The sequence below is a fragment of the Leifsonia araucanica genome, assembly GCF_051161895.1.
Classification (GTDB): Bacteria; Actinomycetota; Actinomycetes; order Actinomycetales; family Microbacteriaceae; genus Leifsonia.
The window spans coordinates 617,968-642,070 of record NZ_JBMBTW010000002.1 but is presented as its reverse complement, the minus strand read 5'-3'; the positions used below and the strand labels follow the sequence as shown (position 1 = coordinate 642,070).

Genomic DNA, 24,103 nt, shown 5'->3' with positions numbered 1-24,103 from the left:
CTTTCGTTTCGACCGCCTCCATTCTCCTACGATGAAGACATGGCTTACGAACCCGCGGAGAACCGCTACGAGACGATGACGTACAACCGCAGCGGACGCAGCGGGCTGAAGCTTCCTGCCCTGTCGCTCGGGCTATGGCACAACTTCGGCGACGAGCGCCCGATCGAGACCCAGCGCGCCATCGTGCGCCGCGCGTTCGACCTCGGCGTCACGCACTTCGACCTCGCCAACAACTACGGGCCTCCCGCCGGCACCGCCGAGACCAACTTCGGACGCATCCTGCGCGAAGGCCTCCAGCCGTACCGCGACGAGATCGTGGTCTCCACGAAGGCCGGGTACTTCATGTGGAACGGCCCATACGGCGAGTGGGGCTCCCGCAAGACGATGCTGTCGTCGCTCGACCAGAGCCTCGGCCGCCTCGGGCTGGACTACGTCGACATCTTCTACTCGCACCGGCCGGATCCGGAGACTCCGATCGAGGAGACGATGGGAGCGCTCGCCACCGCCGTGAAGCAGGGCAAGGCGCTCTACGCCGGCATCTCCAACTATTCGCCGGAGCAGACCACGGCAGCTGCGGCGGCCCTGGCCGACCACGGCGTCCCGCTGCTCATCCACCAGCCGCGGTACTCGATGTTCGACAGGCACATCGAAGACGGCCTGTTCCCCGTGCTCGAGAAGGTGGGAGCCGGGAGCATCGTCTTCTCGCCGCTCGCCCAGGGGATGCTCACCGACCGCTACCTGGACGGCACCGTTCCCGCCGGCTCCCGCGCGGCCACCAGCCACTTCCTGTCGGAGAAGCAGCTGAGCCCTGTGTACCTGGAACGCGCCCGCGCGCTCAACGACATCGCCGCCGCCCGCGGCCAGTCGCTCGCGCAGCTGGCGCTCAGCTGGGTGCTGCGGCAGCCGGGCGTCACGAGCGCGCTGATCGGCGCATCCAGTGTCGCCCAGCTGGAACAGAACATCGCCGCGCTCGACGCGCCAGCACTCACGGCGGACGAGATCGCCAGCATCGAGCCGTACGCAGTGGACGGCACGGAGCACCTCGAAGACGAGTAGCGGCAGGCGGGTTCTGTCACACCTTGATCACGGGGACGCGGACGCGCCGGGCGGCGTGCCGGAGATGAGAGACCGCCGAGGTTAACATCACCGCATGCAGTGGTGGAATGATTTCGTGGATTGGCTCACTTCGTCCGACGCGCAGCCGGTGGTGTTCAACGCGGTGGTTCTCGCCGTCGCCGTGATCATCGCCGGACTGCTGGGCGCCTGGATCGCGCGCGGCGCGGTCAAAGGGCTGCTCTCCCGCACCGACCGTCAGCAGAAGGCGTCCGCCATCGCGGCGCTCGTCGACGCTGCGACGGAGGCGTCCGTCTGGAACTCCCTCACCCCGGGTGAGCAGGTGCTCTCCGACCGCGCCGTCGGCCAGGCCGACATCATGGTGCGACTGCTCCCGATCAAGGGCTCCGGCATCGCAGCGAACTGGGCTGGTCACCAGCTCGCGGAGATGAAGCGTGCGTCTGCCACGTTCGGCTACCAGCTCGACCCGGCCATCGCGGAGTTCCGCGACCGCCTCATCGAGTGGCAGAACAAGCCCAGCCGCGCCCGCCGCATCTTCCAGGGCGACCTCGAACGCTGGCGCTTCGAGAACACCGACACCGACCGCACGCTGATCGCACAACAGGATGCGTGGGTCGCCCAGCAGCACCACGAGCAGTATGCGCCGACCGCGTCCGACACCGGCGACCAGACCGCCCAGGCAGCAGCAGCACACGCAGCAGCGCAGGCACAGGCACCGGCGGGCCAGACGCAGCTCGCGACGACGCCGCTCCCCTCCTACGCGGCAGAGCGCACCGGCAGCGACACGGGCACCGGCCCCGTCGCCTCCGACACCGCTCCGACCTCGAAGCTCAACCAGCCGGTCTGATCCGGCCCCGGTCCACGAAGAAATGGTCCAGGACTGCCACGGTGTGGCGGTCCTGGACCGTTTTCGTGAGCGGCGAGGTCTAGCACCTCAGCGCGAGTAGTCGCCTCGGCGATGCCACCACTCGTCGAACATGCTGGCGGGCAGCTGCCGCTTGTGCTCCGTGGCCAGGTAGCGTGCCTCGATGGTCTCCGCGACCCTGTCCGGCACGTCTTCGCCTTCGAGGAACGCGTCGATGTCGGCGTAGCTGAGGCCGAGGTTGTCCTCGTCGGTCTGGCCGGGGTTGTGGTCGAGGAGGTCGGCGGTCGGAGCCTTCGTGTAGAGGCGTGCCGGCGCATCCAGGTACTCCAGGAGGGCGCGGCCCTGCCGCTTGCTGAGTCCGGCGAGCGGCAGGATGTCGGTGCCGCCGTCGCCGTACTTCGTGAAGAAGCCCGTGACGGCCTCCGCCGCGTGGTCCGTGCCGACGACGAGCAGGCGGCGCTGCCCGGCGATGGCGTACTGCGCGACCATCCTGGCGCGTGCCTTCACGTTGCCCTTGTTGAAGTCGGACATGTCGTCGCCGATCGCATCCAGGTACTCGTCCTCGATGCCGTCGACGCCGCGCTGGATGTTGAACGTCACCGTGCGCTGCGGCCGGATGAACGACAGGGCGAGCTGGGCGTCGTCCTCGTCGTGCTGCACCGCATACGGCAGCCGCACGGCGATGAACTCGGCGTCGATCCCGCGTTCGGCGAGGCGTTCGACGGCGAGCTGGCTGAGTCGTCCGGCGAGCGACGAGTCCTGTCCGCCCGAGATGCCGAGGACGAGACCGGATGCGCCGGTCGTCGTCAGGTATTCGACGAGGAACCCAACCCGTTTCTCGACCTCGGCTGCGGGGTCGATGACAGGGCTCACGTTCAGTTCGTCGATGATTCTGGCCTGGAGTTCACGCATGATCATCACCATATCCCCGGTGCGTTTCCGCCGTGTGAACGGCCGCTGATCGCTCGCAGCCAGTAGCATCGGCGCATGGACCCCGCCGTCGGAACCATCGTGCTCGTCCCGCTGCTCGCGGTGGTGGCGTCGTTGCTGGCCACGGCGGTCGGCCGGGTGGCGAAGATACCGCTCGTCGTGTTCGAGATCCTGCTCGGGCTGCTGATCGGCCCCGCGGTGCTCGGCTGGGTGCCGAAGTCGGACATGCTCGACGCTGTCGCCAACTTCGGGCTGGCGTTCCTGTTCTTCATGGCGGGCAACGAGATCGACTTCGCGGCGATCAAGGGTCGGCCGCTGAAACGCGCATCCCTCGGCTGGCTGATCTCGCTGGTGGCCGGCGTGGTCATCGGCATCCTGCTGTCCCCGGATGCGGTGACGGGCGTTTTCGTGGGGATCGCACTGACCTCGACCGCGCTGGGCACGCTGATGCCGGTGTTGCGGGATGCGGGCGAGCTGAAGACGCCGTTCGGGCGCGCCGTCACAGCGGTCGGCGCCGTCGGCGAGTTCGGTCCTCTGCTCGCCATCTCGCTGTTCCTCAGCGGGCGGAAGCCGCTCGCGGCCTCCCTGGTGCTGATCGCGTTCGCGGTGATCGCCGGCCTCGCCGTCTGGTTCGCCGCGCGCGGAGGGCACGAGCGCTTCCACGGGCTGGTGCGGGCGACGCTGCACACGAGCGGGCAGTTCGCCGTGCGATTCATCGTGATGGTGATCGCGGCACTGGTCGGGCTGAGCCTCGCGCTCGGGCTCGACATGCTCCTCGGGGCGTTCGCCGCCGGGGTGATCTGCCGGGTGCTGCTTTCCGGAGCCGCGGAGCCGGACGCCAAACTCGTCGAGGGGAAGCTCGAGGCGGTCGCGTTCGGCGTGCTGGTGCCGGTGTTCTTCATCAACACCGGGATCGGCTTCGACCTCCGCGCGCTCGTCACCGACCCGCACGCGCTGCTCCTGCTGCCGATCTTCCTGGTCCTGATGCTGATCGTGCGCGGGCTGCCGGGCTCGCTCGCCGCGCCGGGCGGGTCGACGTTCGCCGACCGCAGCGCGCTCACGCTGTTCAGCGCCACCGGTCTGCCGATCATCGTGGCGGTGACGAACATCGGGGTGGCGGAGGGCGACCTGAAGACCGGGACGGCCACCGCGCTGGTCGGTGCCGGGATGCTGTCCGTGCTCGCGTTCCCGATCATCGCGCTCACGCTGCGCAAGCGCTCCTCCGACGGCGGCCTCCGCCCACCGGACCCCGACCGTATCCCGATCGTCGGCTGACCCGACCCAAACAATCGAGTCCGAAGTTGTTCACGCCCTACACCGGCGTGTCGCGTGAACAACTTCGGACTCGATTGTTTGGGGTCGGCGGCTAGGGGATGCGGGTGACGGCGCGGGCGAGGATGGCGGTGGTGAGCGCGTCGACCGGCTCGCGGGCTGCGGCGGGGTTGGAGAGCAGGGTGAAATCGACGTGGCCGAGGTCGGGCAGGCCGAACCGGTTGGTGACCTTGATGAGGTCGGTGGGGATGAGCGACCGGGGGAACACCGCGATCCCGATGCCGGCGCGCACGGCGGCGAGCACCCCGTTCACCTCGCGCGTGTTGCAGGTGATGCGCCAGGTGCGGCCGGCGGCCTCCAGCGCGTCGATCGTGATCTGACGGCTGATGCTCGGCCCCTGGTATGCGATCAGCGGCACAGGATGCTCGGGCTCCAGCACCGTCTTCTCCTGCCCCATCCAGACCAGTTCGTCGGTGGCGACGACCGTGCCCTCCGTCGTACCCGGGTTCTGCTTGATGAAGATGAGGTCGAGGTGCCCCGCCTGCAGGCGGCGGTACAGCGGCGCGGACTGGTCGACGGTGAGCTCCAGGTTGATCTGCGGGTGCTGCTGCCGGAAGTGGCGCAGGATGCGCGGGAGCGTCGTGATCGCGAGGTCGTCCGCCGCGCCGAAGCGCAGTCGCCCGCGCATCGCCGAGCCGCTGAAGTAGCGGTCGGCCTCCGCGTGCGCCGCGAGGATCGTGCGGGCGAACCCGGCCATCGCGTCCCCGTTGTCCGTCAGCCGCACATCCCGGGTGTCGCGGGCGACCAGCTGCCGTTTCGCCGCCGCTTCGAGCCGTCGGACGTGCTGGCTGACCGTCGGCTGGCTGATCCCGAGCCGCGCGGCGGCCTTCGTGAAGCTGTGCGTGTCGGCCACGGCGAGGAAGGTGCGGAGCAGCACAGGGTCGAACATCGCGCATCCATTCGGTAATCCAATAGGAGTTATAGGTTCAATTCGCTGCAAGAATAGCTCAGGTTGCGTAACGTCGAAGGTGCAGAAACCTCATACGAAACTCGATACGCAGGAATACACGTGGCAAACTCCACCGCAGCAGCCCCACCGACCGGGCCCATGCCCGTTCTCAGCACGCGCCCACCGTGGCGGGAGACGTTCGTCTCACTGAAAGTCCCCAACTACCGCAAGTTCGCCGCAAGCAACCTCGTCGCCAACACGGCCGTCTGGATGCAGCGCATCGCGATGGACTGGCTGGTGCTCCAGCTCTCCGGCAGCGTCGCGGCCGTCGGCATCACGGTCTTCATGCAGTTCATGCCGATGCTCGTGCTCGGCCTGCACGGCGGAGTGATCGCCGACCGGTACAACAAGCAGAAGATCCTCATCGTCACGCAGACCTGCGCTGCGCTGCTGGCCGGCGTCCTGGCCGCGCTCACCCTCACCGGGCTCACCCAGGTGTGGCACGTCTATCTCATCTCGTTCCTGCTCGGTCTGGTGACCGTGGTCGACAACCCCACCCGCCAGGTGTTCGTCAACGAGCTGGTCGGACCGAAGTACCTGCGCAACGCGATCAGCCTGAACTCGTCCATCTTCCAGCTCGGCGGCCTCATCGGCCCCGCGGTCGGCGGCATCCTGATCACCGCGGTCGGCGGCGGCTGGTCGTTCGTGATCAACGCCGTCGCCTGCCTCGCCGTGGTCGGCTCGCTGCTCTCGCTCAACCGCTCGCAGCTGCACCACTCCCCTGCGGCCCCGCGTGCGAAAGGCCAGCTGGCCGAGGGCATCCGGTATGTGCGCCGCAAGCCCGTGATCTTCTGGACCGTCGTGATGGTCGCCATCATCGCCGTCTTCGCGTTCAACATGCCCGTGTTCCTCGCGGCCTACGCCAACAACGTCTACGACGTCGGCGCGCAGGGCTACGGACTGTTCAACGCGCTGGTCGCTGCGGGCGCGCTGGTCGGCGCCCTCGCATCCACGCGCCGAACGAGCGTGCGGCTGAGCATGGTGGTCGGCACGGCTGCCGCGCTCGGCTTCATCCAGGCCATCGCCGGATTCGCGCCGTCGGAGATCGCGTTCGGCGTGCTCCTGATCGGCATCGGCGTGGGCAACCTGCTGTTCATCACCGCGGCGAACTCGCTCGTGCAGATGTCGTCGAACGTGCAGATCCGGGGCAGGGTCATCTCGCTCTACATCCTGGTGCTGCTCGGCGGCCAGGCCATCGGCGGACCGTTCATGGGCTGGGTCGTCGAGGAGGTCGGGCCGCACATCGCGATGATGATCTCCGGCGTCGTCCCCGCGGTCGCCGCCGTGGTGATCGCCCTGCTGATCGCCAGGAGCGCGAGCCTGCGGCTCCGGTTCGGCCTGCGCGGCCGCCGCCCCACCATCGCCATCGTCAACAGGGCGGGCAAGAGCGGCGCGACGCTCTGAGGCCGACGGGCTGCGGTATCGTGGAAATCACGCCCCCGTAGCTCAGCGGATAGAGCAGGAGCCTTCTAATCTCTTGGTCGCAGGTTCGATTCCTGCCGGGGGCACCGCTGTGCAGTACGACTGGGCCGCACGCGCCGCGCCGCGCCGAACCTGAGCTCAGACCGCTTTCGCCGCGGCGACCAGCACCTGCTGCAGCGTCGGAACGCCCTCCGCGCGGAACACCTCGTCGCCGGCAGCCGTCGCCACGATCACCGTGGGGGTGACCCGGATGCGGTCGGCCTCCGCGCTCTGCAGGTTGCGGGCGACGTCCAGCTCGGTCACGGTCACCAGCGGCACGAGCCGCGCCGCCTCGGCCAGCACGGCGCGCGTCTGCATGCACGGCTCGCAGAACGCCGACGTGTACAGGGTGAGCCGGACAGCGTCTCCGTCGGTGACGGGACGGCCAACGGCCGATGTCGAATCCACGGTTCCAGTGTACGTCCGGGGAACATCCGGAGACCATCGAGCCAAGCGGCGGCTGTCGGCACGCGCATCCCGGCACCGGTGGGCAGACTCGGGATGTGAGCCGCACAGCTTTCACCCGGTATGTCGCCCTCGGGGACTCGATCACCGAGGGCCTCTGCGATGCCCCGCCCGCGCGCGGAGCGCAGCACCCTGAACCGGCCGGGGCGTGGATCGGCTGGGCCGACCGCCTCGCCGCCATCCCTCGACGGGGACGCCAGACTGGCGGGGCATCCGTTCGAGTTCGCCAATCTCGCCGTCCGGGGGCGCCGCATCGCCGACGTGGTCGACGGGCAGGTACCGCACGCGCTGCGGCTCTCCCCTGACCTGGTCTCGGTGATGGTCGGCGGGAACGACCTGATGAGCCCGGCCGCCGATCCGGATGCGCTCGCCTCGCGCCTTGACTCCGGCATCCGGTCGCTGCGGGAGGCCGGCGCGACCGTGCTGCTGGCGAACCTGTTCGACCCGCAGTTCGCGTTCTTCCTCAAGCCGTTCCGCGGACGCGCCGCCGTCTTCAACGCCAACATCTGGAGCATCGCGCGGGACCACAGGGCCATCGTGCTCGACGTGTGGGGCGTGCGCGAGTTCCGCGAGAGCAGCATGTGGGCGAGCGACCGCGTGCACCTGAGCGCCCGCGGCCACCGGCTGCTCGCCGCGCACGCGGCGCACACGCTCGGCGTGCCGTACGCGGAGATCGCGGCGACGACCGCCGGAGAAGCGGCAGCCGACCAGCCGGTTCCCCCGCCGGAGGAGATCCCGCTGCGCACCTGGCTGCGCGTGTACGCCATCCCGTGGGCGGCCAGGCGCATGCGGCGCATCTCCGCCGGGGACGGCATGGATGCGAAACAGCCGGTGCCGCTGCCCGTCGGAGGGCCGCACTAGACTTTCAGCATGGCAAATTCCTCGGATCGTCTGGTCTGGATCGACTGCGAAATGACCGGACTCGACCTCGAGGTCGACGAACTCGTCGAGATCGCGGTGGTCATCACCGATTTCGAACTGAACGTGCTCGACCCCGGCCTCAGCATCGTCATCAAGCCGGACGCGTCCGCGCTCGAGAACATGAACGACTTCGTGCGCGACATGCACACCACCTCCGGGCTGATCGACGAGATCCCGAACGGCAAGAGCCTGGCGGAGGCCGAGTACGAGGTGCTCGAGTACGTGCTCAAGTTCGCGCCGACCGCGCGCACGGCGCCGATCGCCGGAAATACCATCGGCACCGACCGGATGTTCATCGCCAAGTTCATGCCGCGCCTCGACAACCATCTGCACTACCGCAGCGTCGACGTGTCCTCCATCAAGGAGCTCTCCCGCCGCTGGTACCCGCGCATCTACTTCAACGCGCCCGAGAAGCACGGCGGTCACCGCGCTCTCGCCGACATTCTCGAGTCGATCCGGGAGCTCGATTACTACCGCCGCGCAGCGTTCGTGGGCGAACCGGGACCCACCACGGACGACGTTCAGAGCGTGTCGGCGGCCGTAGTGGAAAAATGGGCCCCGCGAATGTAATAGAATCGTCGAGTTGCTTTGTTCGGGACCGCGTTCCGGACGAAGACATGGTGGGTATAGCTCAGTTGGTAGAGCGCCTGGTTGTGGTCCAGGAGGTCGCGGGTTCAAGCCCCGTTACTCACCCCAAAGAGAACTGAAGCCCCCGCATTGCGCGGGGGCTTCGTCGTTGAGGCCGGCGCTCAGTCCGCCGAGCGGTGCAGCAGGAACATCCCGCCATGCACCGGGAGGTCCCGCCGCGAATCGTCCGTCTCCACGTACTCGTCGATCACCGCGACGATCCTGCGGTCCAGTTCCTCGATGTCCTCCGGCGACAGATGCAGGGAGAATCGCGCGTACGTGGCGATGGACGTCGGCCCCGCCTCCGCCAGCTCCTGCTGGAACGCCTCCACCGGGGCGAACCCCTCGCTCGGGTCCGACCCGGCCAGCGCATCCGACAGCCACCAGCTGCGCCCCGTCGAGCGGTACGGCTTCTCCAGCGCGCCGCTCTCCCCCGTGCGCACCGGCGCGGGTTCCAGGAAGCCCGCATCCACGAGCTGGCGCACGTGATAGTGCGCCGTGCCGGGATCGACGCCGAGGCGGTCGGCCAGCTGCTTGTTGGTCAGCTCGTATTGCCCGCACAGGCGCACCATGCGCACCCGCAGTGGATGCGCGAGTGCTTTCGTCTCCTTCACCGTCGCCGGGCGCCGCTTGGCGTCGACCGGATGGATGGGGGCGCTGTCGCTCTCGCTCATACGCAGACTCTACGCTTCGATCCGTCTTTCTCCCATCGATTGAGTTTTCTCAATCACTGTGTCATCGTTCTTCCATGACCTCGTCCCTCGGAGCGCCGTACTGGAAGCTGTGGACCTCGTCCGCGCTCTCCAACCTGGCCGACGGCGTGATGAAGGTCGCGCTCCCGCTCGTGGCCATCCGCTACACCGAGTCACCGGCGCTGATCGCGGGCCTCGGCTTCGCCTTCACCCTGCCCTGGCTGCTGTTCGCCCTCACTGCCGGCGCCCTGGCCGACCGCTTCGACCGCCGGCGCTTAATGCTCATCGGCAACACGGCCCGCGCCACGCTGCTGGCCGCGCTCGTCGTCATCGCCCTGCTCGGCGGAGGATCCATCTGGATGCTCTACGCCGTCGCCCTGTTCGTCGGCACGGCGGAGACGGTCTACGACACCTCCGCCCAGTCGATCCTCCCCCAGCTCGTGAGCAGGGACGCGCTCTCCCGCGCCAACGGCCGCCTCTACGCCGCAGAGCTCACCACCAACCAGTTCGTCGGGCCTCCGCTCGGCGGCTTCCTCGTCGCATCCGGGATCGCCGTCGCCTTCGGGGCGCCCGTCCTGCTCTGGGTGCTGGCGATCGGGATGCTGCTGCTCGTCCGCGGGCGCTTCAGCACCGACCACCCCGGCACCACCACCATCCGCACCGACATCGCCGAGGGGCTGCGCTTCCTCTGGCACAACACGATCCTGCGCGTCCTGGCGATCATGGTCGGCGTCTTCAACCTGGCGTCGAGCGCCACCTTCACCGTGCTCGTGCTCTACGCGGTCGGCCCGAACTCTGCCATGAAGCTGACCGACCCCGGCTACGGCCTGCTGCTCACCGCGTCCGCGCTCGGCAGCGTGCTCGGCTCGTTCGCCGCGGAGTGGGCGGAGCGGAGGCTCGGCCGTGCCAGGGCGCTCGCCCTCACCATCCTGGGCAGCGTGCTCACGGTCGCGACGCCCGCGTTCACGACCGACGCGTGGGTCATCGGCGCCGCGTTCTTCCTCGGCGGCATCACCGTGTCGATCTGGAACGTCATCACGGTCTCGCTCCGCCAGCGCATCGCACCGCCCCGCCTGCTCGGCAGGGTCAACAGCGCATACCGGCTGGTCGCCTGGGGCACCATGCCGCTCGGCGCGGCTCTCGGCGGTGTGATCGCCGAATTCTTCGGCCTGCCTGCGGTCTTCCTCAGCATGGGCGTCGTGGTGGTCTGCCTCCTGCTCGGGATGTTCTGGGTCACCGACACCCGCATGGATGCGGCAGACGAGGCCGCGGAACGCGAGCACGCCGCCGCGACCGCCACAGCCACCTCCTCCGCCAGCGGGCCGTCCCCCGCCGAGGAAAACGGCCGCTGATCAGCAGCAACACACACACGACTTTGCCAGGCTCCGTGCCTCTCGCGTCCAGACTGGCCGTCTAACGTTGTCGGGTCGACGGCACTGTACGCCGTCGTGCCGTGCACCTGCCGCGCATCCACCCCCCATACCCCCGGATGCCCGCCGAACGTTTCGCGCGGCACACCCGCGTTGCGCACAGCACGCCATCGGACCACCAGGTCGCCGGTGGATCACGCCTGTGCCTGCGCGGTGTCAGCCCGCCGGGTCGCAGCCTCACCGCTGCAGAGCCGTGCCTCCCCTGCGCCCGAGTGCGCAGAACGGCAGGCGGGGAAGCCCGTAACCAGGAACCACATGCCCCTCACTTTCAAGAACACCACCATCCCCTTCCGCCACATCGTCGCCGGCGTCACCGCCGCCCTGATGACGGCATCGCTCTTCGCTCCCGCTGTCGCCCAGCAGCAGAGCGAGAAGCAGACCCGCGAACTCTCCGAGTCCACCGGGATGCACCACGAACAGCTGGGCGTGTACGAGAGCATCGTGCGCCACCGCCTCGAATCCGAGGCGAAGACCACCATCGTCGGCGCCACCCGCACCGTCGACGCATACGCGGCGAAGGCAGACCCGACGGCGGCCAAGACCGCCATCGCCGGTCTCGACAGCTATCACAAGCTCGACGACTCGACGCTCCGCACCACCATCGACAGCGCGAAGGCTGCGTCCGACGCCCTCGCGGCAGCGGCGGCGGAGGCAGACCGCAAGGCGGCGGAGGCCGCGGTGGCCGCGCTCGCCAACGCCAACACCCCGGACGGCGCCAAGTCGGTCGCCCGCTCGCTCCTCGCCGCGCACGGCTGGGGCGACGACCAGTTCTCCTGCCTCAGCAACCTGTGGCAGAAGGAGTCCGGCTGGAACTACCAGGCGTACAACGCGGGCAGCGGAGCCACCGGCATCCCGCAGGCCCTCCCCGGAAGCAAGATGGCCACGATGGGCAGCGACTGGCAGACCAACGCCGGCACCCAGATCAAGTGGGGCCTCGACTACATCTCCCGCTCGTACGGCACCCCGTGCAGCGCCTGGTCGCACTCGCAGTCGGTCAACTGGTACTGATCCACGGCACGGGCTCCCGGTAGACTCGCGCGGGTGAACACCCCCACCGTCCAGGGAGCCCACCTCGTCGGCAGCGTCAACCTGCCAGACGCGGAGACCGTCTTCCGCACCGTCAGCACCCACCTCGGCGACCGGATGCACCGCATCCCGGATGGCGAGGTCGGTGAGCGGTTCTACTGGATCCAGTTCCAGACCAAGCGCTTCGACACGATGGGCGGGCTGTCCCGCATCCCGGTCGAGCCGTTCTACATCCGCGGCGTCTTCGACGGGCGCCCCTTCGTGATCGACGACGGGGTGTCCGCCGACGACCTCGTGTTCCCGAACCTCGGTTACGCCGACGCGGCCCTGGAGTCGTTCGCAACCTTCGACAGGATGCGCGCGGCCGGCGAGATCGCGGAGGGCACCCGGTTCCAGGTGTCGCTGCCCACACCGGCGGCCATCACCGGGGCGTTCGTGGTCGCGGAGCACCGCGCGGCGTTCGAGCCTGCATACGAGCGGGCCCTGTTCGCCGAGCTCCAGCGCATCGTCGACGGCATCCCGCACGACAGCCTCGCGATCCAGTGGGACACGGCCGTCGAGTTCGCCCTGCTCGAGTCGGCGAACATCCGGTCGCACCACGCCATCGTGCCGTGGTTCGACGACGTGCTCGGCGGTGTCGTCGAACGCGCCGTCCGTCAGGCCGCCGCCGTCCCGGCCGACGTCGAGGTCGGATACCACCTCTGTTACGGCGACGTCGAGGAGGCGCACTTCGTGCAGCCGACGGACGCCGGACACTTGGCCGACGTGCTCTCCGGCGTGCTCGGCGCCGCGACCCGCCCGATCACCTGGTTCCACCTGCCCGTGCCGATCGAGCGCGACGACGCGGAGTTCTTCGCCCCGCTCGCCGGTGTGACCGTGCCGGAGCACACCGAGCTGTACCTCGGGCTGCTGCACCACGAGGACGGCGTCGACGGCGCCGAGCGCAGGATCGCGGCGGCGGCGGCCGTTCAGCCGAGGTTCGGCGTCGCGACGGAGTGCGGGTTCGGCCGCGGTCCGAGCGAGCGCACGGTCGAACTGCTCGACCTGCACGCCGCCACCGCCCAGGCGTGGTGACCGTGCCGATCCAGCTGGACGCCGACGCCTTCGAGCGCCTGGTCACCGACGAGCTCGACGAGCTGCCGGACGAGATGGTCGACGGGCTCGACAACGTCGTGTTCGTGGTCGAGGACCGTCCGGAGGACGGCTCGCTCGACCTGCTCGGGCTGTACGACGGGGTCGCGCTCACCGAGCGCGACAGTTACGGCTTCGGCGAGATGCCGGACCGGATCATCCTGTACCGGGAGCCGCTGCTGTCGATCTGCGACGACATCGATCAGCTCCGTGAGGAGATCCACGTCACGCTGGTGCACGAGATCGCGCACTTCTACGGCGTCGACGACGCCCGCCTGCACGAGCTCGGCTGGGCCTAACCGGCGCGGTCGGCCCGGCCCGCCAGCTGCCGGACTAGAGGGACTCTTCCTCTTTCTCGGTCTCGACGGGGTCGCTGTCCGGGGCGTCGAACGAGTACGACACGTACTTCTCGCCGTTGACGGTGCGCTCGGCGCCCGCCACGTACCAGAACAGCGACTCGAGACCCTCGATGGCCGCCACGGCGCCGATGCGCTCGTCCACTTTGCCGTCGATCAGGAGGCGTCGCTCGGTCGTTCCGGCCAGGGGGCCGTCGACGTATTCGACGATGTACTCGGTCTCAGTCTGTTCTGCTGCGGTCATGCCTCAACGTTAGTCCTCTGCGCTGCCTGCCGGGCTGCGGCCAGCGGCCAGTCGGTCACGTCGAGCACGAGCGAGGCGTTCTCCCTCGGGCGTTCGCGCGCGAGGTAGCGCTCGAAGTCGTGCTGCCACTGGTCCCAGTGGGTGGCGAAGGAGAGTCCGTCGCGGGCGAGCGCGCGCTCTTTTCGCAGGGCGTCGTCCGCGTCGAGCCAGAGCGCGAGGTCGGCGAGCCGCGCGTTCGCACGAGCGAGCGTCCCGCATCCCTCGACGATCAGGGGCGCGTCGCCGTCGACGGTGTGCCACTCGGCGGGGGCGTCGGCCGCCCAGTCCCAGCGTCGCCACCGTCCTGCCCCGGATGCGCGGAGTGGCGCGAGCAGGTCCGTCCCGACCGCCTCGCTCGCCGCATCCAGCCCGCCCCAGCCCGGGTACAGGTCGTCCATCCGCACCAGCCGTGGGGCGACGTCGCCCGGCCAGTCCGCCAGCAGCAGGTCGGCGAGGGAGCTCTTCCCCGCCCCGCTCGGCCCGTCGATGAGCACGACCGGCGCCGCCCGGCGTGCAGTCGCATCCCGGATCGCTCGCTGCAGCGCATCTCGCAGCCGCAGCTCGGCGTCACGCACCGAAGACATGCCACGTCCCCGCTGCGATGGCGGCGCCTGCCGCGGTGATCGCGACGGCTGCGGCGACGGAGAGCGCCACCCAGTCTCGCCCACGGAACACGCTCTGCCGCGCCCAGGTGCGCACGGTCGACGCCCCGAAGCCGCGCGCCTCCATCGCCGTCGCGAGCTTGGTGCCCCGGCGGATCGACAGCACGAACAGGGCGAACGCCTGACCGAGCATCCGGCGGAGCGCTCCGGACTCGGAGATGCCGCGGGCGCGCCTGGCGAGGCTGAGCGCGCGCCAGTCGTCGACGAACAACCCGACCAGCCGCAGCCCGGCCAGGCCGCCGAGCACGAACCGCGCAGGAAGGTGAAGCACCTGTGCCAGGCCGTCGGCCAGGTCGGTCGGGTCGATGGTGATGAAAAGCAGCACGGCGGGGAGGCCGATCGCGAGGATGCGCAGGGTGGTCGCGACCGCCAGCTGGATGGAGCCGTCGCTGATCTCCACGAACATCCACTGCACGTAGACGACGCCGCTGGTGCGGCCGTAGAGCAGCGTGGTGATCCCGGCGAGCGGCGCGGCGATCCAGACCGGAGCCGTGCGCAGCGCGAGCACCCGGAACGGGATGCGCGAGAAGCACAGCAGCACCAGTTCGAGGCCGAGCGCGACTGCGGCGGAGACGATGTCGATGGACAGCAGCAGCACCACCGTGACGATGAGGGCTGCGCCCAGCTTGGCGACCGGGTTGACGGCGCCGAGCGGTCCCTGGCGCACCGGGGCGATGATGCTCACGCGCGCACCTCCGTTCCGGCGCCGAGCGCGAGCCTGGTCGCGCCGATGGCGGTCACGAACTCGTCGTCGTGGGTCGCGGCGACGATGGCGTGCCCGTCGGCCCGCAGCTCGGCGATCATCGAGACCAGGCCGGCCCAGGTGTTGGCGTCCTGGCCGAACGTCGGCTCGTCGAGCACGAGAACGGTGGGCCGGGTGGCGAGCGCCGTCGCCACCGAGAGGCGGCGCTTCTGGCCGCCAGAGAGCGTGAACGGGTTCGCGTCGGCGAACGGTGCGAGCGAGAGCCGGTCGAGCAGCTCGTCGACCCGCGCGGTCACCGCGCTCTCCGGTTCGCGCAGGACGCGCGGCCCGATGGCGAGCTCGTCCCGGACCGTGGAGGCGACGAACTGGTGCTCCGGATTCTGGAACACGCTGCCGATGCGGGTGAGCAGGTCGCGCGAGCGCCACGCGGAGGGCTCCTGCCCGGCCTGACCGGCGAGGGCCGCCTCTGCGCGCAGTACCCCGCCGAGCGGAGGGAGCAGGCCGCCGAAGGTGAGCGCCAGGGTCGACTTGCCCGCGCCGTTCCTGCCGACCAGGGCGAGCGCCGAGCCCTCGGCGATGCGCGCATCCACTCGATCGGGCAGCGCTGCGGCGGCGAGGTCGGCCGTCCTGTCCGCGTGGCCGCGCCTCCCCCGCCGGGCGCGACGGACGACGGCAGGACCGCGGCCGAACGCCAGCGCGTCGGCGGTCAGCAGCGGTGCGCCGGTGACGACCTCCCTGGCGACCGGCACCGGTTCGTCGGGCAGCCAGACGCCCGCCGCTCTCAGCTCGTTCGAGGTGTCGGCGAGCACGGCATCCGGGTGTCCGTCGGCGAGCACACCGCCGTCGGAGGCGAGCACGATCACCCTGTCCACGATGCCGCGCCAGACGGCCACGCGGTGCTCGACCACGATCAGCGTCGCCCCGGTGGCCTCGAGCACGGACTCGACAGCCTCACGCACCTCGATCACGCCGTCCGGATCGAGGTTCGCGGTCGGCTCGTCGAGCAGCAGCAGTCCGGGCCGCATCGCCAGCAGCCCGGCGAGGGCGAGCCGCTGCTTCTGACCGCCGGAGAGCTCCGCGGTGGGGTGGTCGAGCGGCACCCGGAGCCTCACCGCGTCGAGCGCATCCCGCACCCTCGGCCAGATCTGCTCGCGCGGCACGCCGAGGTTCTCGCAGGCGAAGGCCACGTCGTCTCCGACGCGCGCCAGGATGACCTGCGAGTCCGGGTCCTGAAGCAGCAGCCCGCTCGCCCCACGCGCCTCGGCCGGGCGCCGTCCCCCGACGGTGACGGACCCGACGGTCTCCCCGTCGTCGTCCCCGCCGAGCACGCCGGCGAGTCCTGCGAGCACGGTCGACTTGCCCGCTCCGGATGCGCCGAGCAGCAGCACCCGCTCCCCCGGCTGGATGTTCAGGCTCAGCCCGCTGACCGCCCACGCGTTGCGCCCGGCATAGCGCCAGCCCCAGTCGTCGACCCGAACGGCGACCGGGGCTGACGGTCCGCGCAGACCATCCGCACTGCCCGCGATGATCAGACCCTGCCTGTCGCCTCGCGACCGGATGCGAACCTGCTGAGCGCGCCGGTCTTCGCCAGCGCTCGCACGAGCAGCCAGGAGAGCAGCCCGGCCACGACGATGCCGGAGATGGTCGTGGTGATCGTGTACGTCACGACGAAGCCGAGCTTGGAGCCGGGGTACCAGTAGAGGAGGTCGAGGATCGACTCGGCGATGCCCGCTCCGGCGCCCGCGAGCAGCGCGACGGGCAGCCGCCAGTTGGCGTAGAGGAACAGGGCGAAGACGATCTCGACGCCGAGGCCCTGCACCAGCCCGGAGATGAGCGTCGCGAAGCCCCACTGCGTTCCGATCAGCGCCGAGACGGTCGCGGCGACCAGCTCGGTGTAGATCGCAGCACCCGGCTTGCGGATGATCAGCGCACCGAGCACGCCCGCGAACAGCCACGGCCCGTTCAGGATGCCCTGGAAGCCCGGGAGCACGGCGCTCACCGGACCGGAGATGGGGTTGTCGAGCTGTCCCCAGACCCAGAAGACGACGCCGGAGGCGACGGCGACCACGCTGGCGACGACGATGTCGACGACCCGCCATTTCATGACGCGCGTGCTGCGATCGGCTGTGGTGCTCGGAGAGAGTGTTGCGTGCACTGTTCGTGCCCTTTCGTTCGTGGAAAGAGGGCACGGGATTCGAGAATGTCTCCCTGCGCTGGCATGATCCAGATCAGGTTCAACGGTCGAAACTTGAGAAGTTTCCTCTCAGCCCGGCTCACCGGACTCCCGTGTTCGCGTTCAGTCTACTTCTTCAACGCCCGGATGATGCGTGCCCAGGCGTGGCCGGCCACCCAGACGAACGGGATGGCGACGGCGAGCAGCGTGATGATGTTCGGACGGAAGTGCACACCGGTCTCGTCGTTGATGTACGCACCGAACGGGATGCTCACGCCTCCACCGCCCGCTCCACCGGGGGCGTCTGCTTCCTCGCCCTCCCCGGCCGAGCCTGCGCCGAAGCCGTACTGCACGGCCGCGACAGGGACGATGGTGGTCCCGTCGATCTCCACGGGCTCGCCGTAGACCGACTTGATGCCGTTTGAGCTGATCGTTTCCGCGAGCTTCAGGGAGATGTTGGTCATGCAGCAACCGTACCCTCCCGCTCCCAGGCTCACCAGGGCAGTGCTCAGCCTCTGTCCAGCGTTTGCGGCGGGTTCTCAGCGGTGCACCGTGAATAATCGTGCGAGTGTCGATGATCCGTTCCAGCCGTGGCCCGCGCGGCATCGTCACAGGCCTGCTCGCCCTCATGGTGGGCGCCCTGCTGCTCTGGCACGGTCTGCTGCCGAACATCGTGGGGTCCGCGTCGCTGATCGAGACCTTCCTGCCGTGGCTCGGCGGGGTCATCCTGCTGCTCGGCATCGCCTCTCTGCTGCGGCTGTCCCTGTTCGGCGGGCTCTGCGTCGCGGCGGCCGCCGCGGTCTGGGGCAGCATGTTCCTGCCGACCATCCTGCCCGGGATGCACGCGGGAGCGCCGTCGCTGACCGTCGCGAGCGAGAACATCCACGCCCAGAACACCGCGGCGGGCGCGATCGCGAAAGACCTCGCCGACCGCGCGCCCGACGTGATCGCCCTGCAGGAACTCGACGCCACCTCGCGGGAGACGGTCGCGGGCGTTCTCGCCCCGGGCTACCCGCACAGTGCCGTCGTCGGCACCGTCGGCGTCTGGAGCAAGTACCCGATCAGCGACGAGCAGCGGCTCGACCTCGGCCTCGGCTGGGACAGGGCGGTGCGGGTCGACCTCGCCACGCCGGGAACGCCGACGCGCGTCTACGCGGTGCACATCGCGTCCGTCCGGCCCGGCGCATACCAATCGCGCGACACGATGCTGTCGCAGCTGGCGGAGACAGTTGCCGCGGACGACGCGGCGAAGCTGATCGTGGTCGGCGACTTCAACACGGCGAGCACCGACCGCAAGTTCCAGCCGCTGCTGTCCACGCTTACCGAGGCGCCGGACAGCACGCTCGGCTTCGGCTTCACCTGGCCGGCCGAGTTCCCGGTCGCCCGGCTCGATCACGCGCTTGTGCGCGGCATGACGAACGTGTCGAGCGACGTGCTTCCGGACAACGGCAGCGACCACCGCGGCATCATCGTCGGGCTGCGCTGACCGGTCGCGCGCTCAGCCTGCTGCGCTGACGCTCAGTCGCTGAGCCAGCGCGGGTTGCGGCCGTCGTCGGCCGCCGCGTCGGCGTCCGGCTGCCGCTTCACCAGGGAGGCCGGCCCGATCATCCCGCGCCCGAACCGTGCGCTGACCGCGTCGAGCGTGCGCTCGGTCTCGCGCCACTCGTCGTCGGGATCCCAGAGCGCCAGGCTGTCGCCCCCGCCGTCGAGCAGCTGCTCGGCGCGCACGCCGATGAGGCGGATCGGGGTGCGGCCGAGGTCGAGCCCTTCGTAGACCTGCCACGCCTCCTCGAAGATGCGCCTGCCGACGTTGGTCGGCTCGCCGAGGGTGCGCGACCGCGTCACCGTGCGGAAGTCGGAGAACCGCAGCTTGAGGGCGACGGTGCGCCCGACGAACCCGTGCTTGCGCAGCCGCTCCCCCACCTGGTTGGACAGCCGCAGCAGCTCGCGGCGCAGCAGATCCTGATCGGAGACGTCGGTCTCGAACGTCATCTCGTGCCCGACGCTCTTCTCGCGAGTCTCCGTGACCACCGAGCGGGGATCCCTGCCGTTCGCGAGCTCGTGCAGCTTGCGTCCTGATGCGTCGCCCACCGCCTTCTGCAGCACGTGCAGCGGTGCGTCGGCGAGGTCGGCGACCGTGCGCATCCCGAGTCGCTCGAGCGCCTGCTGGGTGCTGGCGCCGACACCCCAGAGCGCCCCGACCGGCAGCGGGCGCAGGTAGGAGATGATCGCGGACTCCGGGATGACCAGCACGCCGTCCGGCTTGGCCCGGCCGGAGGCCAGCTTGGCCATGAACTTGGTGGGCGCTGCGCCGACCGAGCAGGTGAGGCCGGTCTCGGAGTACACGCGCGCCCTGATCAGCTCGGCGATGCGGCGCGGAGACCCGAGCAGCCGCCTGGCGCCCGCGACGTCGAGGAACGCCTCGTCGATGCTCAGCGCCTCCACCAGCGGGGTGACTTCGGAGAAGATCGCCATGACCTTCTCCGAATACTCCTTGTACTTGTGCATGTGCGGCGGCAGGATGATCGCCTGCGGGCAGAGCCGGAGCGCCTGCGAGACGGGCATCGCGGAGCGCACCCCGAACTTGCGCGCCTCGTACGTCGCGCTCGTCACGACCGAGCGCGGGCCGGGGTGACCGACGATGGCGGGCTTGCCGCGCGCATCCGGTCGGTCGAGCAGCTCGACGGAGGCGAAGAACGCGTCCATGTCGACGTGCAGGATGGTGGCGGACGAGTCGTCGATCGGCTCGGTGGTCACCCGTCTGTCGTTGCCGTCCGCTCGTCCCACCAGACAAGCTTGCCACGTGCCGCCGACAGTGTCGTCGGGTAGCGTGAGCATCATGGAATTCAGGTACCTCGGCAACAGCGGACTCAAGATCTCCGAGATCATCTACGGCAACTGGCTCACCCACGGCTCCCAGGTGGAGAACGACATCGCGACGCAGAGCGTCCGTGCTGCACTGGATGCGGGCATCACCACCTTCGACACCGCGGACGCGTACGCGAACACGGCGGCGGAGAAGGTCCTCGGCGACGCGCTCAAGGCCGAGCGCCGCGCCTCCCTCGAGATCTTCACGAAGGTCTACTGGCCCACCGGCCCGAAGGGCCACAATGACGTCGGGCTCTCCCGCAAGCACATCTTCGAGTCGATCGACGGCTCCCTGGAGCGCCTCGGCACCGACTACGTCGACCTCTACCAGGCGCACCGGTACGACTACGAGACGCCGCTCGAGGAGACGATGCAGGCGTTCGCCGACGTGGTGCGCGCCGGAAAGGCGCTCTACATCGGCGTCTCCGAATGGAACGCCGAGCAGCTGCGCGCCGGTGCGGCGCTGGCGAAGGAGCTGAACTTCCAGCTGATCTCCAACCAGCCGCAGTACTCGATGCTGTGGCGTGTCATCGAGGGCAAGGTCGTCCCGGCGTCCGCCGAACTCGGCATCTCGCAGATCGTCTGGTCGCCGGTGGCGCAGGGCGTGCTGACCGGCAAGTACCAGCCGGGCGGAGAGGTGCCGGAGGGCAGCCGCGCCGCGGACAGCAAGGGCGGCGCGAACGCGATCAAGTCGTTCATGAACGACGACGTGCTCACCGCCGTGCAGCGTCTCCGCCCGATCGCCGACGAGCTCGGCATCACGATGGCGCAGCTCGCCGTCGCCTGGGTCCTGCAGAACCCGAACGTGGCCGGAGCCATCGTCGGAGCATCCAAGCCGGAGCAGGTCGCCTCGAACGCCGCTGCAGCGGGCATCCGCCTCTCCGGCGACGTGCTCGCCCGCATCGACGAGGCCGTCGGCGACGTGGCCGTCACCGACCCGGCAGAGACCGTCTCCCCCGCTCAGCGCCCCGCCTGATCGGTCCGAGACAATCGAGTCCGAACTTATTCACGCTCGCCGCGGCGTGTCGCGTGAATAAGTTCGGACTCGATGTTTTGGGGAGGGGGCGGAGTCAGACGAGGGCGGCGACGACGGGGGCGAACCAGGCGCGGAAGGCGTCGGAGTCGTCTCGGAGGGTCGTGCTGAGGATGACGGAGTGCGGGCCCACGATCCAGGCTCCGCGCTCCTCCAGAGGGAGCACGGAGAGATCCAGCCGGAAGTAGCCGGCCTGTCTCCGCAGCTCGTGCTCGCGGTCGCGCACCACATCCACGATGTCGGCCGCACGCCTGGCGTGCGTCTGCGCGCTCGCCCTGGCGTACTCGTCGTGCCGCTCCGTCGCCCACAGCAGTGCCTCGTCGAAGTGCTCCAGGATGAGGTCCTGCAGCTCGATCGCCCTGTCGAACGCCGAGAAGTGGGGCGGCTGCAGCAGCGACCCCGCCGCTCTCCGCTCCCTGTCGACGGTGAACTCGAACCACGCCAGCCACTGCTCGGCCAGCGGGCTGCCCTCCGCTCCGGGATGCGCTGGGCGCCGCCGGGCGGGAAGCACGGGGAGCGCACCGGTCGCCGGATGCAGCACGGGAGCGACCGCCGGCGTCAGCCGCGGGATCACGGGGTCGCCGACCCCGTCGAGGTGTCCGAGGTCGCGGAGGGCGAGCGCCATCAGCAGGTCCCAGGGACAGTCCTCGGTGACCTGCCATCGAAGGGTGCCCTCGACGAACATGCCGTCATTGTAGGAGCGTCCGCCGCGCGGGGCCAGTGATTACGGGTAAAGCGAACGGCCCGCCCTCCCGAAGCCGGGGAGGGCGGGCCGTTCGGACGACGAGGCCGGTCAGCTCCTGAGGAGTGTTCCGTCCAGCTCGTCGTCCTCGGCGGGCTGCGCCGTGTCGGACGCAACCGCCTGCTGGGAGGCCGCTTCCGCATCCAGTGTCGGATGCGTCGAGCCGTCGATTTCGGCGGTCGTCGCGACCACATCGCGCTCGATGGTGGTGGCCAGCGGCTTCTCCTTCACGAAGCAGAGCAGCACGACCGCGACGAGCAGCAGCGGGACCATGTAGAGGAACACCGGGGTGAGCGCGTCGTTGTACGACCCGACGATCACGTCGCGGATCGGTGCAGGCAGGCTCTTGACGATCGCGGGGGTGAGCGAGTTGGTCCCGCCGCCCGCCGCCTGGCCTCCTGCCGGCATCCGCTCGGTGAGCAGTTCGGTGAGGCGCGACGCGAACAGGCTGCCGACGATCGCGGAGCCGAGCGAGGCTCCGATCTGACGGAAGTAGTTGTTCGCCGCCGTCGCCGTGCCGACCTGGGACACCGGGAACGCGTTCTGCACGATGAGGATCAGGATCTGCATGCTCATCCCGAGCCCGATTCCCATGACGGCCAGGTAGCTGCAGAGCACCCACACCGGCAGGGTCGGGGTCATGGTCGACAGCAGCACCAGGGCGACGCCGACGATCACCGTTCCCGCGATCGGCAGCCACTTGTACCGTCCGGTCCTGCTGACCAGCTGCCCGGAGACGATCGAGGTGATGAGCAGCGCGGCCATCATCGGGATCATCAGGAAGCCGGCCTCGGTGGCGTTCGCCCCGGTGACCATCTGCAGGTAGGTGGGCAGGTAGGCGAGGGCGCCGAACATCGCGATGCCGATGATCAGACCGGCGATCGTGGTCAGGTTGAAGTTGCGGTCCTTGAACAGCGCCAGCGGCATGATCGGCTCCGCCGCCGCCTTCTCGACGAAGACGAAGGCGATGCCCGCCGCGACCGTTCCCACGATCAGCGAGACGATCACGGGCGAATCCCAGGCGTACGTCGTGCCGCCCCAGGTGGTCAGCAGCACCAGGCAGGTGGATGCGATGGCGAGCAGCCCCATCCCGGCCACGTCGATGCGCGGCTTGCCTGCGGTGTTCTTCGGCAGGCGGAGGAAGGCGACGGCGGACGCGATGGCCAGGATGCCGAGCGGGATGTTCATCCAGAACGCCCAGCGCCAGCCGATGCTCTCGGTGAACCAGCCGCCGAGCAGCGGGCCCGCGACGGACGAGAGGGCGAAGACGCCGCCCATGATGCCCATGTACTTGCCGCGCTCGCGAGCGGGGACGACATCGGCGATGATCGCGTTGGAGAGGATCATCAGTCCGCCGCCACCGAGGCCCTGCACGGCACGGCCGACGATCAGCCAGCCCATGTCGCCCGCCAAGCCGCCGACGACCGAGCCGGCCATGAACAGCCCGATGGCGATGATGAACAGGCCCTTGCGGCCCATCAGGTCGCCGAGCTTGCCGTAGACCGGCATCATGATCGTGGACGCCAGGATGTACGCCGTGGTCACCCACAGCATGTGCTCGACGCCGTTCAGCTCGCCGACGATGGTCGGGAGCGCGGTGGAGAAGATCGTCTGGTCGAGGGATGCGAGGAGCATCGTGACCATGAGGCCGGCGAAGACGAGGAGGATCGCCTTCTTCTTCGGAGCCCCGTCTGGCAGTGCGCCCGCGGTCTCCTGGTGTGTTGCTGTCTGACTCATGCGAGTGCCGTGATCACCTTTCCGGCGAGCTCGACGGCCCGCCTCTGAAGTTCTGCTGTGTCGCGCACGGAGCCGTCGGCGACCCACTCTTTGACGGCAGCGCGGATGGCGCCGCCGCAGAGCGGGAGGATCAGCTCGGCGAGCGAGTCGCGTTCGGCGTCCGGGAGGGCGGAGAACGCAGGATCGTTCGTGAGGAAGAGGGAGACGCCCGCGACGAGCTGCTCCCCCATCCGTGTCATCTGGGCGAACTGCCGGCGCAGGAGTTCCGGATGCTCCTTGACGATCGCCATCCTGGCCGCGTGCAGCTCGGTGTCTCCGATCGCCGGGCCCATCACGTGCAGCAGCAGGCCGATGACCTGTTCGACGACCGGCAGTCCGGCGGTGGCCGCCCTGTGCTGGTCGAGGAAGGCGTCGTCGATGGGGAGGTCGCGCATCCCGAGGATGGCGTCCTCTTTGCTGTCGAAGTAGTTGAAGAAGGTGCGGGGCGAGACGGGCACACGGGCGCAGATCGCGTCGACCGTGGCGTTCTCGAGTCCGACCTCTGCCACCAGCAGCACGGTGGCGCGTTCGAGCTGCGCCCGTGTCTCCAGGCGTTTGCGCTCGCGCAGTCCGAGGGTTTCCGATGTCACCTGACTATTATTGC

26 protein-coding genes, 2 tRNA genes and 1 riboswitch are annotated in these 24,103 nt (G+C 69.4%); of the genes, 14 read left to right on the top strand and 14 right to left on the bottom strand.

Annotated elements, in window-relative coordinates; genetic code table 11:
* The first annotated feature begins 39 nt into the window (after window positions 1–39).
* Together ACN6M5_RS03005 and ACN6M5_RS03000 are read left to right on the top strand one after the other, a co-directional pair.
* On the top strand, window positions 40–1,056 hold the full coding sequence (locus tag ACN6M5_RS03005; RefSeq protein WP_434948448.1) for an aldo/keto reductase: 1,017 nt from the start codon (window positions 40–42) through the stop codon (window positions 1,054–1,056).
* Window positions 1,057–1,171: 115 nt separating this feature from the next.
* Window positions 1,172–1,921 carry a hypothetical protein gene (locus ACN6M5_RS03000; RefSeq protein ID WP_434948447.1) on the top strand — a complete coding sequence of 250 codons (750 nt, stop codon included), beginning with the start codon at window positions 1,172–1,174 and terminating at the stop codon, window positions 1,919–1,921.
* Window positions 1,922–2,008: 87 nt separating this feature from the next.
* Here ACN6M5_RS03000 and nadE read toward each other — a convergent pair whose 3' ends face one another.
* On the bottom strand, window positions 2,009–2,851 hold the full coding sequence (nadE, locus tag ACN6M5_RS02995; protein ID WP_085368609.1) for an NAD(+) synthase: 843 nt from the start codon (window positions 2,849–2,851) through the stop codon (window positions 2,009–2,011).
* Between the two features lie 75 nt (window positions 2,852–2,926).
* Here nadE and ACN6M5_RS02990 point away from each other — a divergent pair, with 75 nt between their 5' ends.
* Window positions 2,927–4,144, top strand: coding sequence for a cation:proton antiporter (locus ACN6M5_RS02990; RefSeq protein ID WP_085368508.1), 1,218 nt, complete (start codon window positions 2,927–2,929; stop codon window positions 4,142–4,144).
* Window positions 4,145–4,235: 91 nt separating this feature from the next.
* Here the strand turns inward: ACN6M5_RS02990 and ACN6M5_RS02985 are convergent, their stop codons facing one another.
* On the bottom strand, window positions 4,236–5,090 hold the full coding sequence (locus tag ACN6M5_RS02985; RefSeq protein ID WP_085368509.1) for a LysR substrate-binding domain-containing protein: 855 nt from the start codon (window positions 5,088–5,090) through the stop codon (window positions 4,236–4,238).
* Window positions 5,091–5,249: 159 nt separating this feature from the next.
* On the opposite strand from ACN6M5_RS02985, the gene ACN6M5_RS02980 reads away from it, so the two are divergent.
* Complete coding sequence (locus tag ACN6M5_RS02980; RefSeq protein ID WP_168690844.1) at window positions 5,250–6,554, top strand: MFS transporter; 1,305 nt, start codon at window positions 5,250–5,252, stop codon at window positions 6,552–6,554.
* Window positions 6,555–6,585: 31 nt separating this feature from the next.
* Window positions 6,586–6,658 (top strand) — tRNA-Arg (locus ACN6M5_RS02975).
* A 52-nt stretch (window positions 6,659–6,710) separates the two neighbouring features.
* Here the strand turns inward: ACN6M5_RS02975 and ACN6M5_RS02970 are convergent.
* A complete protein-coding gene (locus ACN6M5_RS02970; protein ID WP_085368511.1) occupies window positions 6,711–7,019 on the bottom strand; it encodes a thioredoxin domain-containing protein in 309 nt (102 codons plus the stop codon).
* A gap of 159 nt (window positions 7,020–7,178) precedes the next feature.
* Between ACN6M5_RS02970 and ACN6M5_RS02965 the strand changes: the two genes are divergently transcribed.
* The 3 genes from ACN6M5_RS02965 to ACN6M5_RS02955 all read left to right on the top strand — a co-directional run bounded on the left by ACN6M5_RS02965 (window position 7,179) and on the right by ACN6M5_RS02955 (window position 8,693).
* Window positions 7,179–7,937 carry an SGNH/GDSL hydrolase family protein gene (locus tag ACN6M5_RS02965; protein ID WP_434948446.1) on the top strand — a complete coding sequence of 253 codons (759 nt, stop codon included), beginning with the start codon at window positions 7,179–7,181 and terminating at the stop codon, window positions 7,935–7,937.
* Between the two features lie 9 nt (window positions 7,938–7,946).
* Window positions 7,947–8,567 (top strand): oligoribonuclease, encoded by a 621-nt coding sequence (gene orn / locus ACN6M5_RS02960; RefSeq protein ID WP_168689314.1) that lies wholly within the window; start codon window positions 7,947–7,949, stop codon window positions 8,565–8,567.
* A 50-nt stretch (window positions 8,568–8,617) separates the two neighbouring features.
* Window positions 8,618–8,693, top strand: a tRNA-His gene (locus tag ACN6M5_RS02955).
* 53 nt (window positions 8,694–8,746) lie between these two features.
* Here ACN6M5_RS02955 and ACN6M5_RS02950 read toward each other — a convergent pair.
* Window positions 8,747–9,298 carry an ArsR/SmtB family transcription factor gene (locus ACN6M5_RS02950; protein ID WP_434948445.1) on the bottom strand — a complete coding sequence of 184 codons (552 nt, stop codon included), beginning with the start codon at window positions 9,296–9,298 and terminating at the stop codon, window positions 8,747–8,749.
* A gap of 74 nt (window positions 9,299–9,372) precedes the next feature.
* Here ACN6M5_RS02950 and ACN6M5_RS02945 point away from each other — a divergent pair, with 74 nt between their 5' ends.
* The 4 genes from ACN6M5_RS02945 to ACN6M5_RS02930 all read left to right on the top strand — a co-directional run bounded on the left by ACN6M5_RS02945 (window position 9,373) and on the right by ACN6M5_RS02930 (window position 13,202).
* Window positions 9,373–10,668, top strand: coding sequence for an MFS transporter (locus ACN6M5_RS02945; protein WP_434948444.1), 1,296 nt, complete (start codon window positions 9,373–9,375; stop codon window positions 10,666–10,668).
* Window positions 10,669–11,001: 333 nt separating this feature from the next.
* Window positions 11,002–11,754 carry an aggregation-promoting factor C-terminal-like domain-containing protein gene (locus ACN6M5_RS02940; RefSeq protein ID WP_434948443.1) on the top strand — a complete coding sequence of 251 codons (753 nt, stop codon included), beginning with the start codon at window positions 11,002–11,004 and terminating at the stop codon, window positions 11,752–11,754.
* A gap of 33 nt (window positions 11,755–11,787) precedes the next feature.
* Window positions 11,788–12,846, top strand: a complete 1,059-nt coding sequence (locus ACN6M5_RS02935) for a hypothetical protein (RefSeq protein WP_434948442.1) — start codon at window positions 11,788–11,790, stop codon at window positions 12,844–12,846.
* 2 nt (window positions 12,847–12,848) lie between these two features.
* Window positions 12,849–13,202, top strand: a complete 354-nt coding sequence (locus ACN6M5_RS02930) for a metallopeptidase family protein (RefSeq protein WP_434948441.1) — start codon at window positions 12,849–12,851, stop codon at window positions 13,200–13,202.
* Between the two features lie 34 nt (window positions 13,203–13,236).
* Here the strand turns inward: ACN6M5_RS02930 and ACN6M5_RS02925 are convergent, their stop codons facing one another.
* From ACN6M5_RS02925 to ACN6M5_RS02900, 6 genes are all read right to left on the bottom strand, one after another.
* Window positions 13,237–13,503 carry a hypothetical protein gene (locus tag ACN6M5_RS02925; protein ID WP_085368518.1) on the bottom strand — a complete coding sequence of 89 codons (267 nt, stop codon included), beginning with the start codon at window positions 13,501–13,503 and terminating at the stop codon, window positions 13,237–13,239.
* A complete protein-coding gene (locus ACN6M5_RS02920) occupies window positions 13,500–14,126 on the bottom strand; it encodes a nucleoside/nucleotide kinase family protein (protein ID WP_434948440.1) in 627 nt (208 codons plus the stop codon). The genes ACN6M5_RS02925 and ACN6M5_RS02920 overlap by 4 nt, the downstream gene beginning before the upstream one ends.
* Complete coding sequence (locus ACN6M5_RS02915) at window positions 14,110–14,889, bottom strand: energy-coupling factor transporter transmembrane component T family protein (RefSeq protein ID WP_434948439.1); 780 nt, start codon at window positions 14,887–14,889, stop codon at window positions 14,110–14,112. The genes ACN6M5_RS02920 and ACN6M5_RS02915 overlap by 17 nt, the downstream gene beginning before the upstream one ends.
* Window positions 14,886–16,433 carry an ABC transporter ATP-binding protein gene (locus ACN6M5_RS02910; RefSeq protein ID WP_434952308.1) on the bottom strand — a complete coding sequence of 516 codons (1,548 nt, stop codon included), beginning with the start codon at window positions 16,431–16,433 and terminating at the stop codon, window positions 14,886–14,888. The genes ACN6M5_RS02915 and ACN6M5_RS02910 overlap by 4 nt, the downstream gene beginning before the upstream one ends.
* A gap of 2 nt (window positions 16,434–16,435) precedes the next feature.
* A complete protein-coding gene (locus tag ACN6M5_RS02905; RefSeq protein ID WP_434948438.1) occupies window positions 16,436–17,011 on the bottom strand; it encodes an ECF transporter S component in 576 nt (191 codons plus the stop codon).
* A gap of 84 nt (window positions 17,012–17,095) precedes the next feature.
* Window positions 17,096–17,196: riboswitch (TPP riboswitch) on the bottom strand.
* A 12-nt stretch (window positions 17,197–17,208) separates the two neighbouring features.
* Entirely contained in the window at window positions 17,209–17,544 is a 336-nt protein-coding gene (locus tag ACN6M5_RS02900; RefSeq protein WP_434948437.1) for a GerW family sporulation protein, read from the bottom strand.
* A gap of 110 nt (window positions 17,545–17,654) precedes the next feature.
* On the opposite strand from ACN6M5_RS02900, the gene ACN6M5_RS02895 reads away from it, so the two are divergent.
* On the top strand, window positions 17,655–18,566 hold the full coding sequence (locus ACN6M5_RS02895) for an endonuclease/exonuclease/phosphatase family protein (protein WP_168689308.1): 912 nt from the start codon (window positions 17,655–17,657) through the stop codon (window positions 18,564–18,566).
* A gap of 32 nt (window positions 18,567–18,598) precedes the next feature.
* On the opposite strand, the gene dinB is transcribed toward ACN6M5_RS02895, so the two are convergent.
* Window positions 18,599–19,867, bottom strand: coding sequence for a DNA polymerase IV (dinB, locus tag ACN6M5_RS02890; RefSeq protein WP_168689307.1), 1,269 nt, complete (start codon window positions 19,865–19,867; stop codon window positions 18,599–18,601).
* Window positions 19,868–19,919: 52 nt separating this feature from the next.
* On the opposite strand from dinB, the gene ACN6M5_RS02885 reads away from it, so the two are divergent.
* Window positions 19,920–20,924: an aldo/keto reductase family protein gene (locus ACN6M5_RS02885; RefSeq protein ID WP_168689306.1), complete on the top strand. Its 1,005-nt coding sequence runs from the start codon at window positions 19,920–19,922 to the stop codon at window positions 20,922–20,924.
* Window positions 20,925–21,018: 94 nt separating this feature from the next.
* Here the strand turns inward: ACN6M5_RS02885 and ACN6M5_RS02880 are convergent, their stop codons facing one another.
* From ACN6M5_RS02880 to ACN6M5_RS02870, 3 genes are all read right to left on the bottom strand, one after another.
* Complete coding sequence (locus ACN6M5_RS02880) at window positions 21,019–21,666, bottom strand: hypothetical protein (protein ID WP_168689305.1); 648 nt, start codon at window positions 21,664–21,666, stop codon at window positions 21,019–21,021.
* A 108-nt stretch (window positions 21,667–21,774) separates the two neighbouring features.
* Window positions 21,775–23,460: an MDR family MFS transporter gene (locus ACN6M5_RS02875; protein ID WP_434948436.1), complete on the bottom strand. Its 1,686-nt coding sequence runs from the start codon at window positions 23,458–23,460 to the stop codon at window positions 21,775–21,777.
* The gene (locus ACN6M5_RS02870; RefSeq protein ID WP_168689303.1) at window positions 23,457–24,089 is read right to left on the bottom strand and encodes a TetR/AcrR family transcriptional regulator; all 633 of its coding nucleotides are present in this window, start codon (window positions 24,087–24,089) and stop codon (window positions 23,457–23,459) included. Before ACN6M5_RS02870 ends, ACN6M5_RS02875 begins: the two co-directional genes overlap by 4 nt.
* Window positions 24,090–24,103 lie beyond the last annotated feature (14 nt).

Bases quoted from the DNA above. Each gene is read 5' to 3' on its own strand.
- ACN6M5_RS03005 (WP_434948448.1), top strand. From the start codon at position 40: ATGGCTTACGAACCCGCGGAGAACCGCTACGAGACGATGACGTACAAC.
- nadE (WP_085368609.1), bottom strand. From the start codon at position 2,851: ATGCGTGAACTCCAGGCCAGAATCATCGACGAACTGAACGTGAGCCCT.
- ACN6M5_RS02990 (WP_085368508.1), top strand. From the start codon at position 2,927: ATGGACCCCGCCGTCGGAACCATCGTGCTCGTCCCGCTGCTCGCGGTG.
- ACN6M5_RS02985 (WP_085368509.1), bottom strand. From the start codon at position 5,090: ATGTTCGACCCTGTGCTGCTCCGCACCTTCCTCGCCGTGGCCGACACG.
- ACN6M5_RS02980 (WP_168690844.1), top strand. From the start codon at position 5,250: ATGCCCGTTCTCAGCACGCGCCCACCGTGGCGGGAGACGTTCGTCTCA.
- ACN6M5_RS02965 (WP_434948446.1), top strand. From the start codon at position 7,179: ATGCCCCGCCCGCGCGCGGAGCGCAGCACCCTGAACCGGCCGGGGCGT.
- orn (WP_168689314.1), top strand. From the start codon at position 7,947: ATGGCAAATTCCTCGGATCGTCTGGTCTGGATCGACTGCGAAATGACC.
- ACN6M5_RS02950 (WP_434948445.1), bottom strand. From the start codon at position 9,298: ATGAGCGAGAGCGACAGCGCCCCCATCCATCCGGTCGACGCCAAGCGG.
- ACN6M5_RS02945 (WP_434948444.1), top strand. From the start codon at position 9,373: ATGACCTCGTCCCTCGGAGCGCCGTACTGGAAGCTGTGGACCTCGTCC.
- ACN6M5_RS02940 (WP_434948443.1), top strand. From the start codon at position 11,002: ATGCCCCTCACTTTCAAGAACACCACCATCCCCTTCCGCCACATCGTC.
- ACN6M5_RS02925 (WP_085368518.1), bottom strand. From the start codon at position 13,503: ATGACCGCAGCAGAACAGACTGAGACCGAGTACATCGTCGAATACGTC.
- ACN6M5_RS02920 (WP_434948440.1), bottom strand. From the start codon at position 14,126: ATGTCTTCGGTGCGTGACGCCGAGCTGCGGCTGCGAGATGCGCTGCAG.
- ACN6M5_RS02905 (WP_434948438.1), bottom strand. From the start codon at position 17,011: ATGAAATGGCGGGTCGTCGACATCGTCGTCGCCAGCGTGGTCGCCGTC.
- ACN6M5_RS02900 (WP_434948437.1), bottom strand. From the start codon at position 17,544: ATGACCAACATCTCCCTGAAGCTCGCGGAAACGATCAGCTCAAACGGC.
- ACN6M5_RS02895 (WP_168689308.1), top strand. From the start codon at position 17,655: ATGATCCGTTCCAGCCGTGGCCCGCGCGGCATCGTCACAGGCCTGCTC.
- ACN6M5_RS02885 (WP_168689306.1), top strand. From the start codon at position 19,920: ATGGAATTCAGGTACCTCGGCAACAGCGGACTCAAGATCTCCGAGATC.
- ACN6M5_RS02880 (WP_168689305.1), bottom strand. From the start codon at position 21,666: ATGTTCGTCGAGGGCACCCTTCGATGGCAGGTCACCGAGGACTGTCCC.
- ACN6M5_RS02875 (WP_434948436.1), bottom strand. From the start codon at position 23,460: ATGAGTCAGACAGCAACACACCAGGAGACCGCGGGCGCACTGCCAGAC.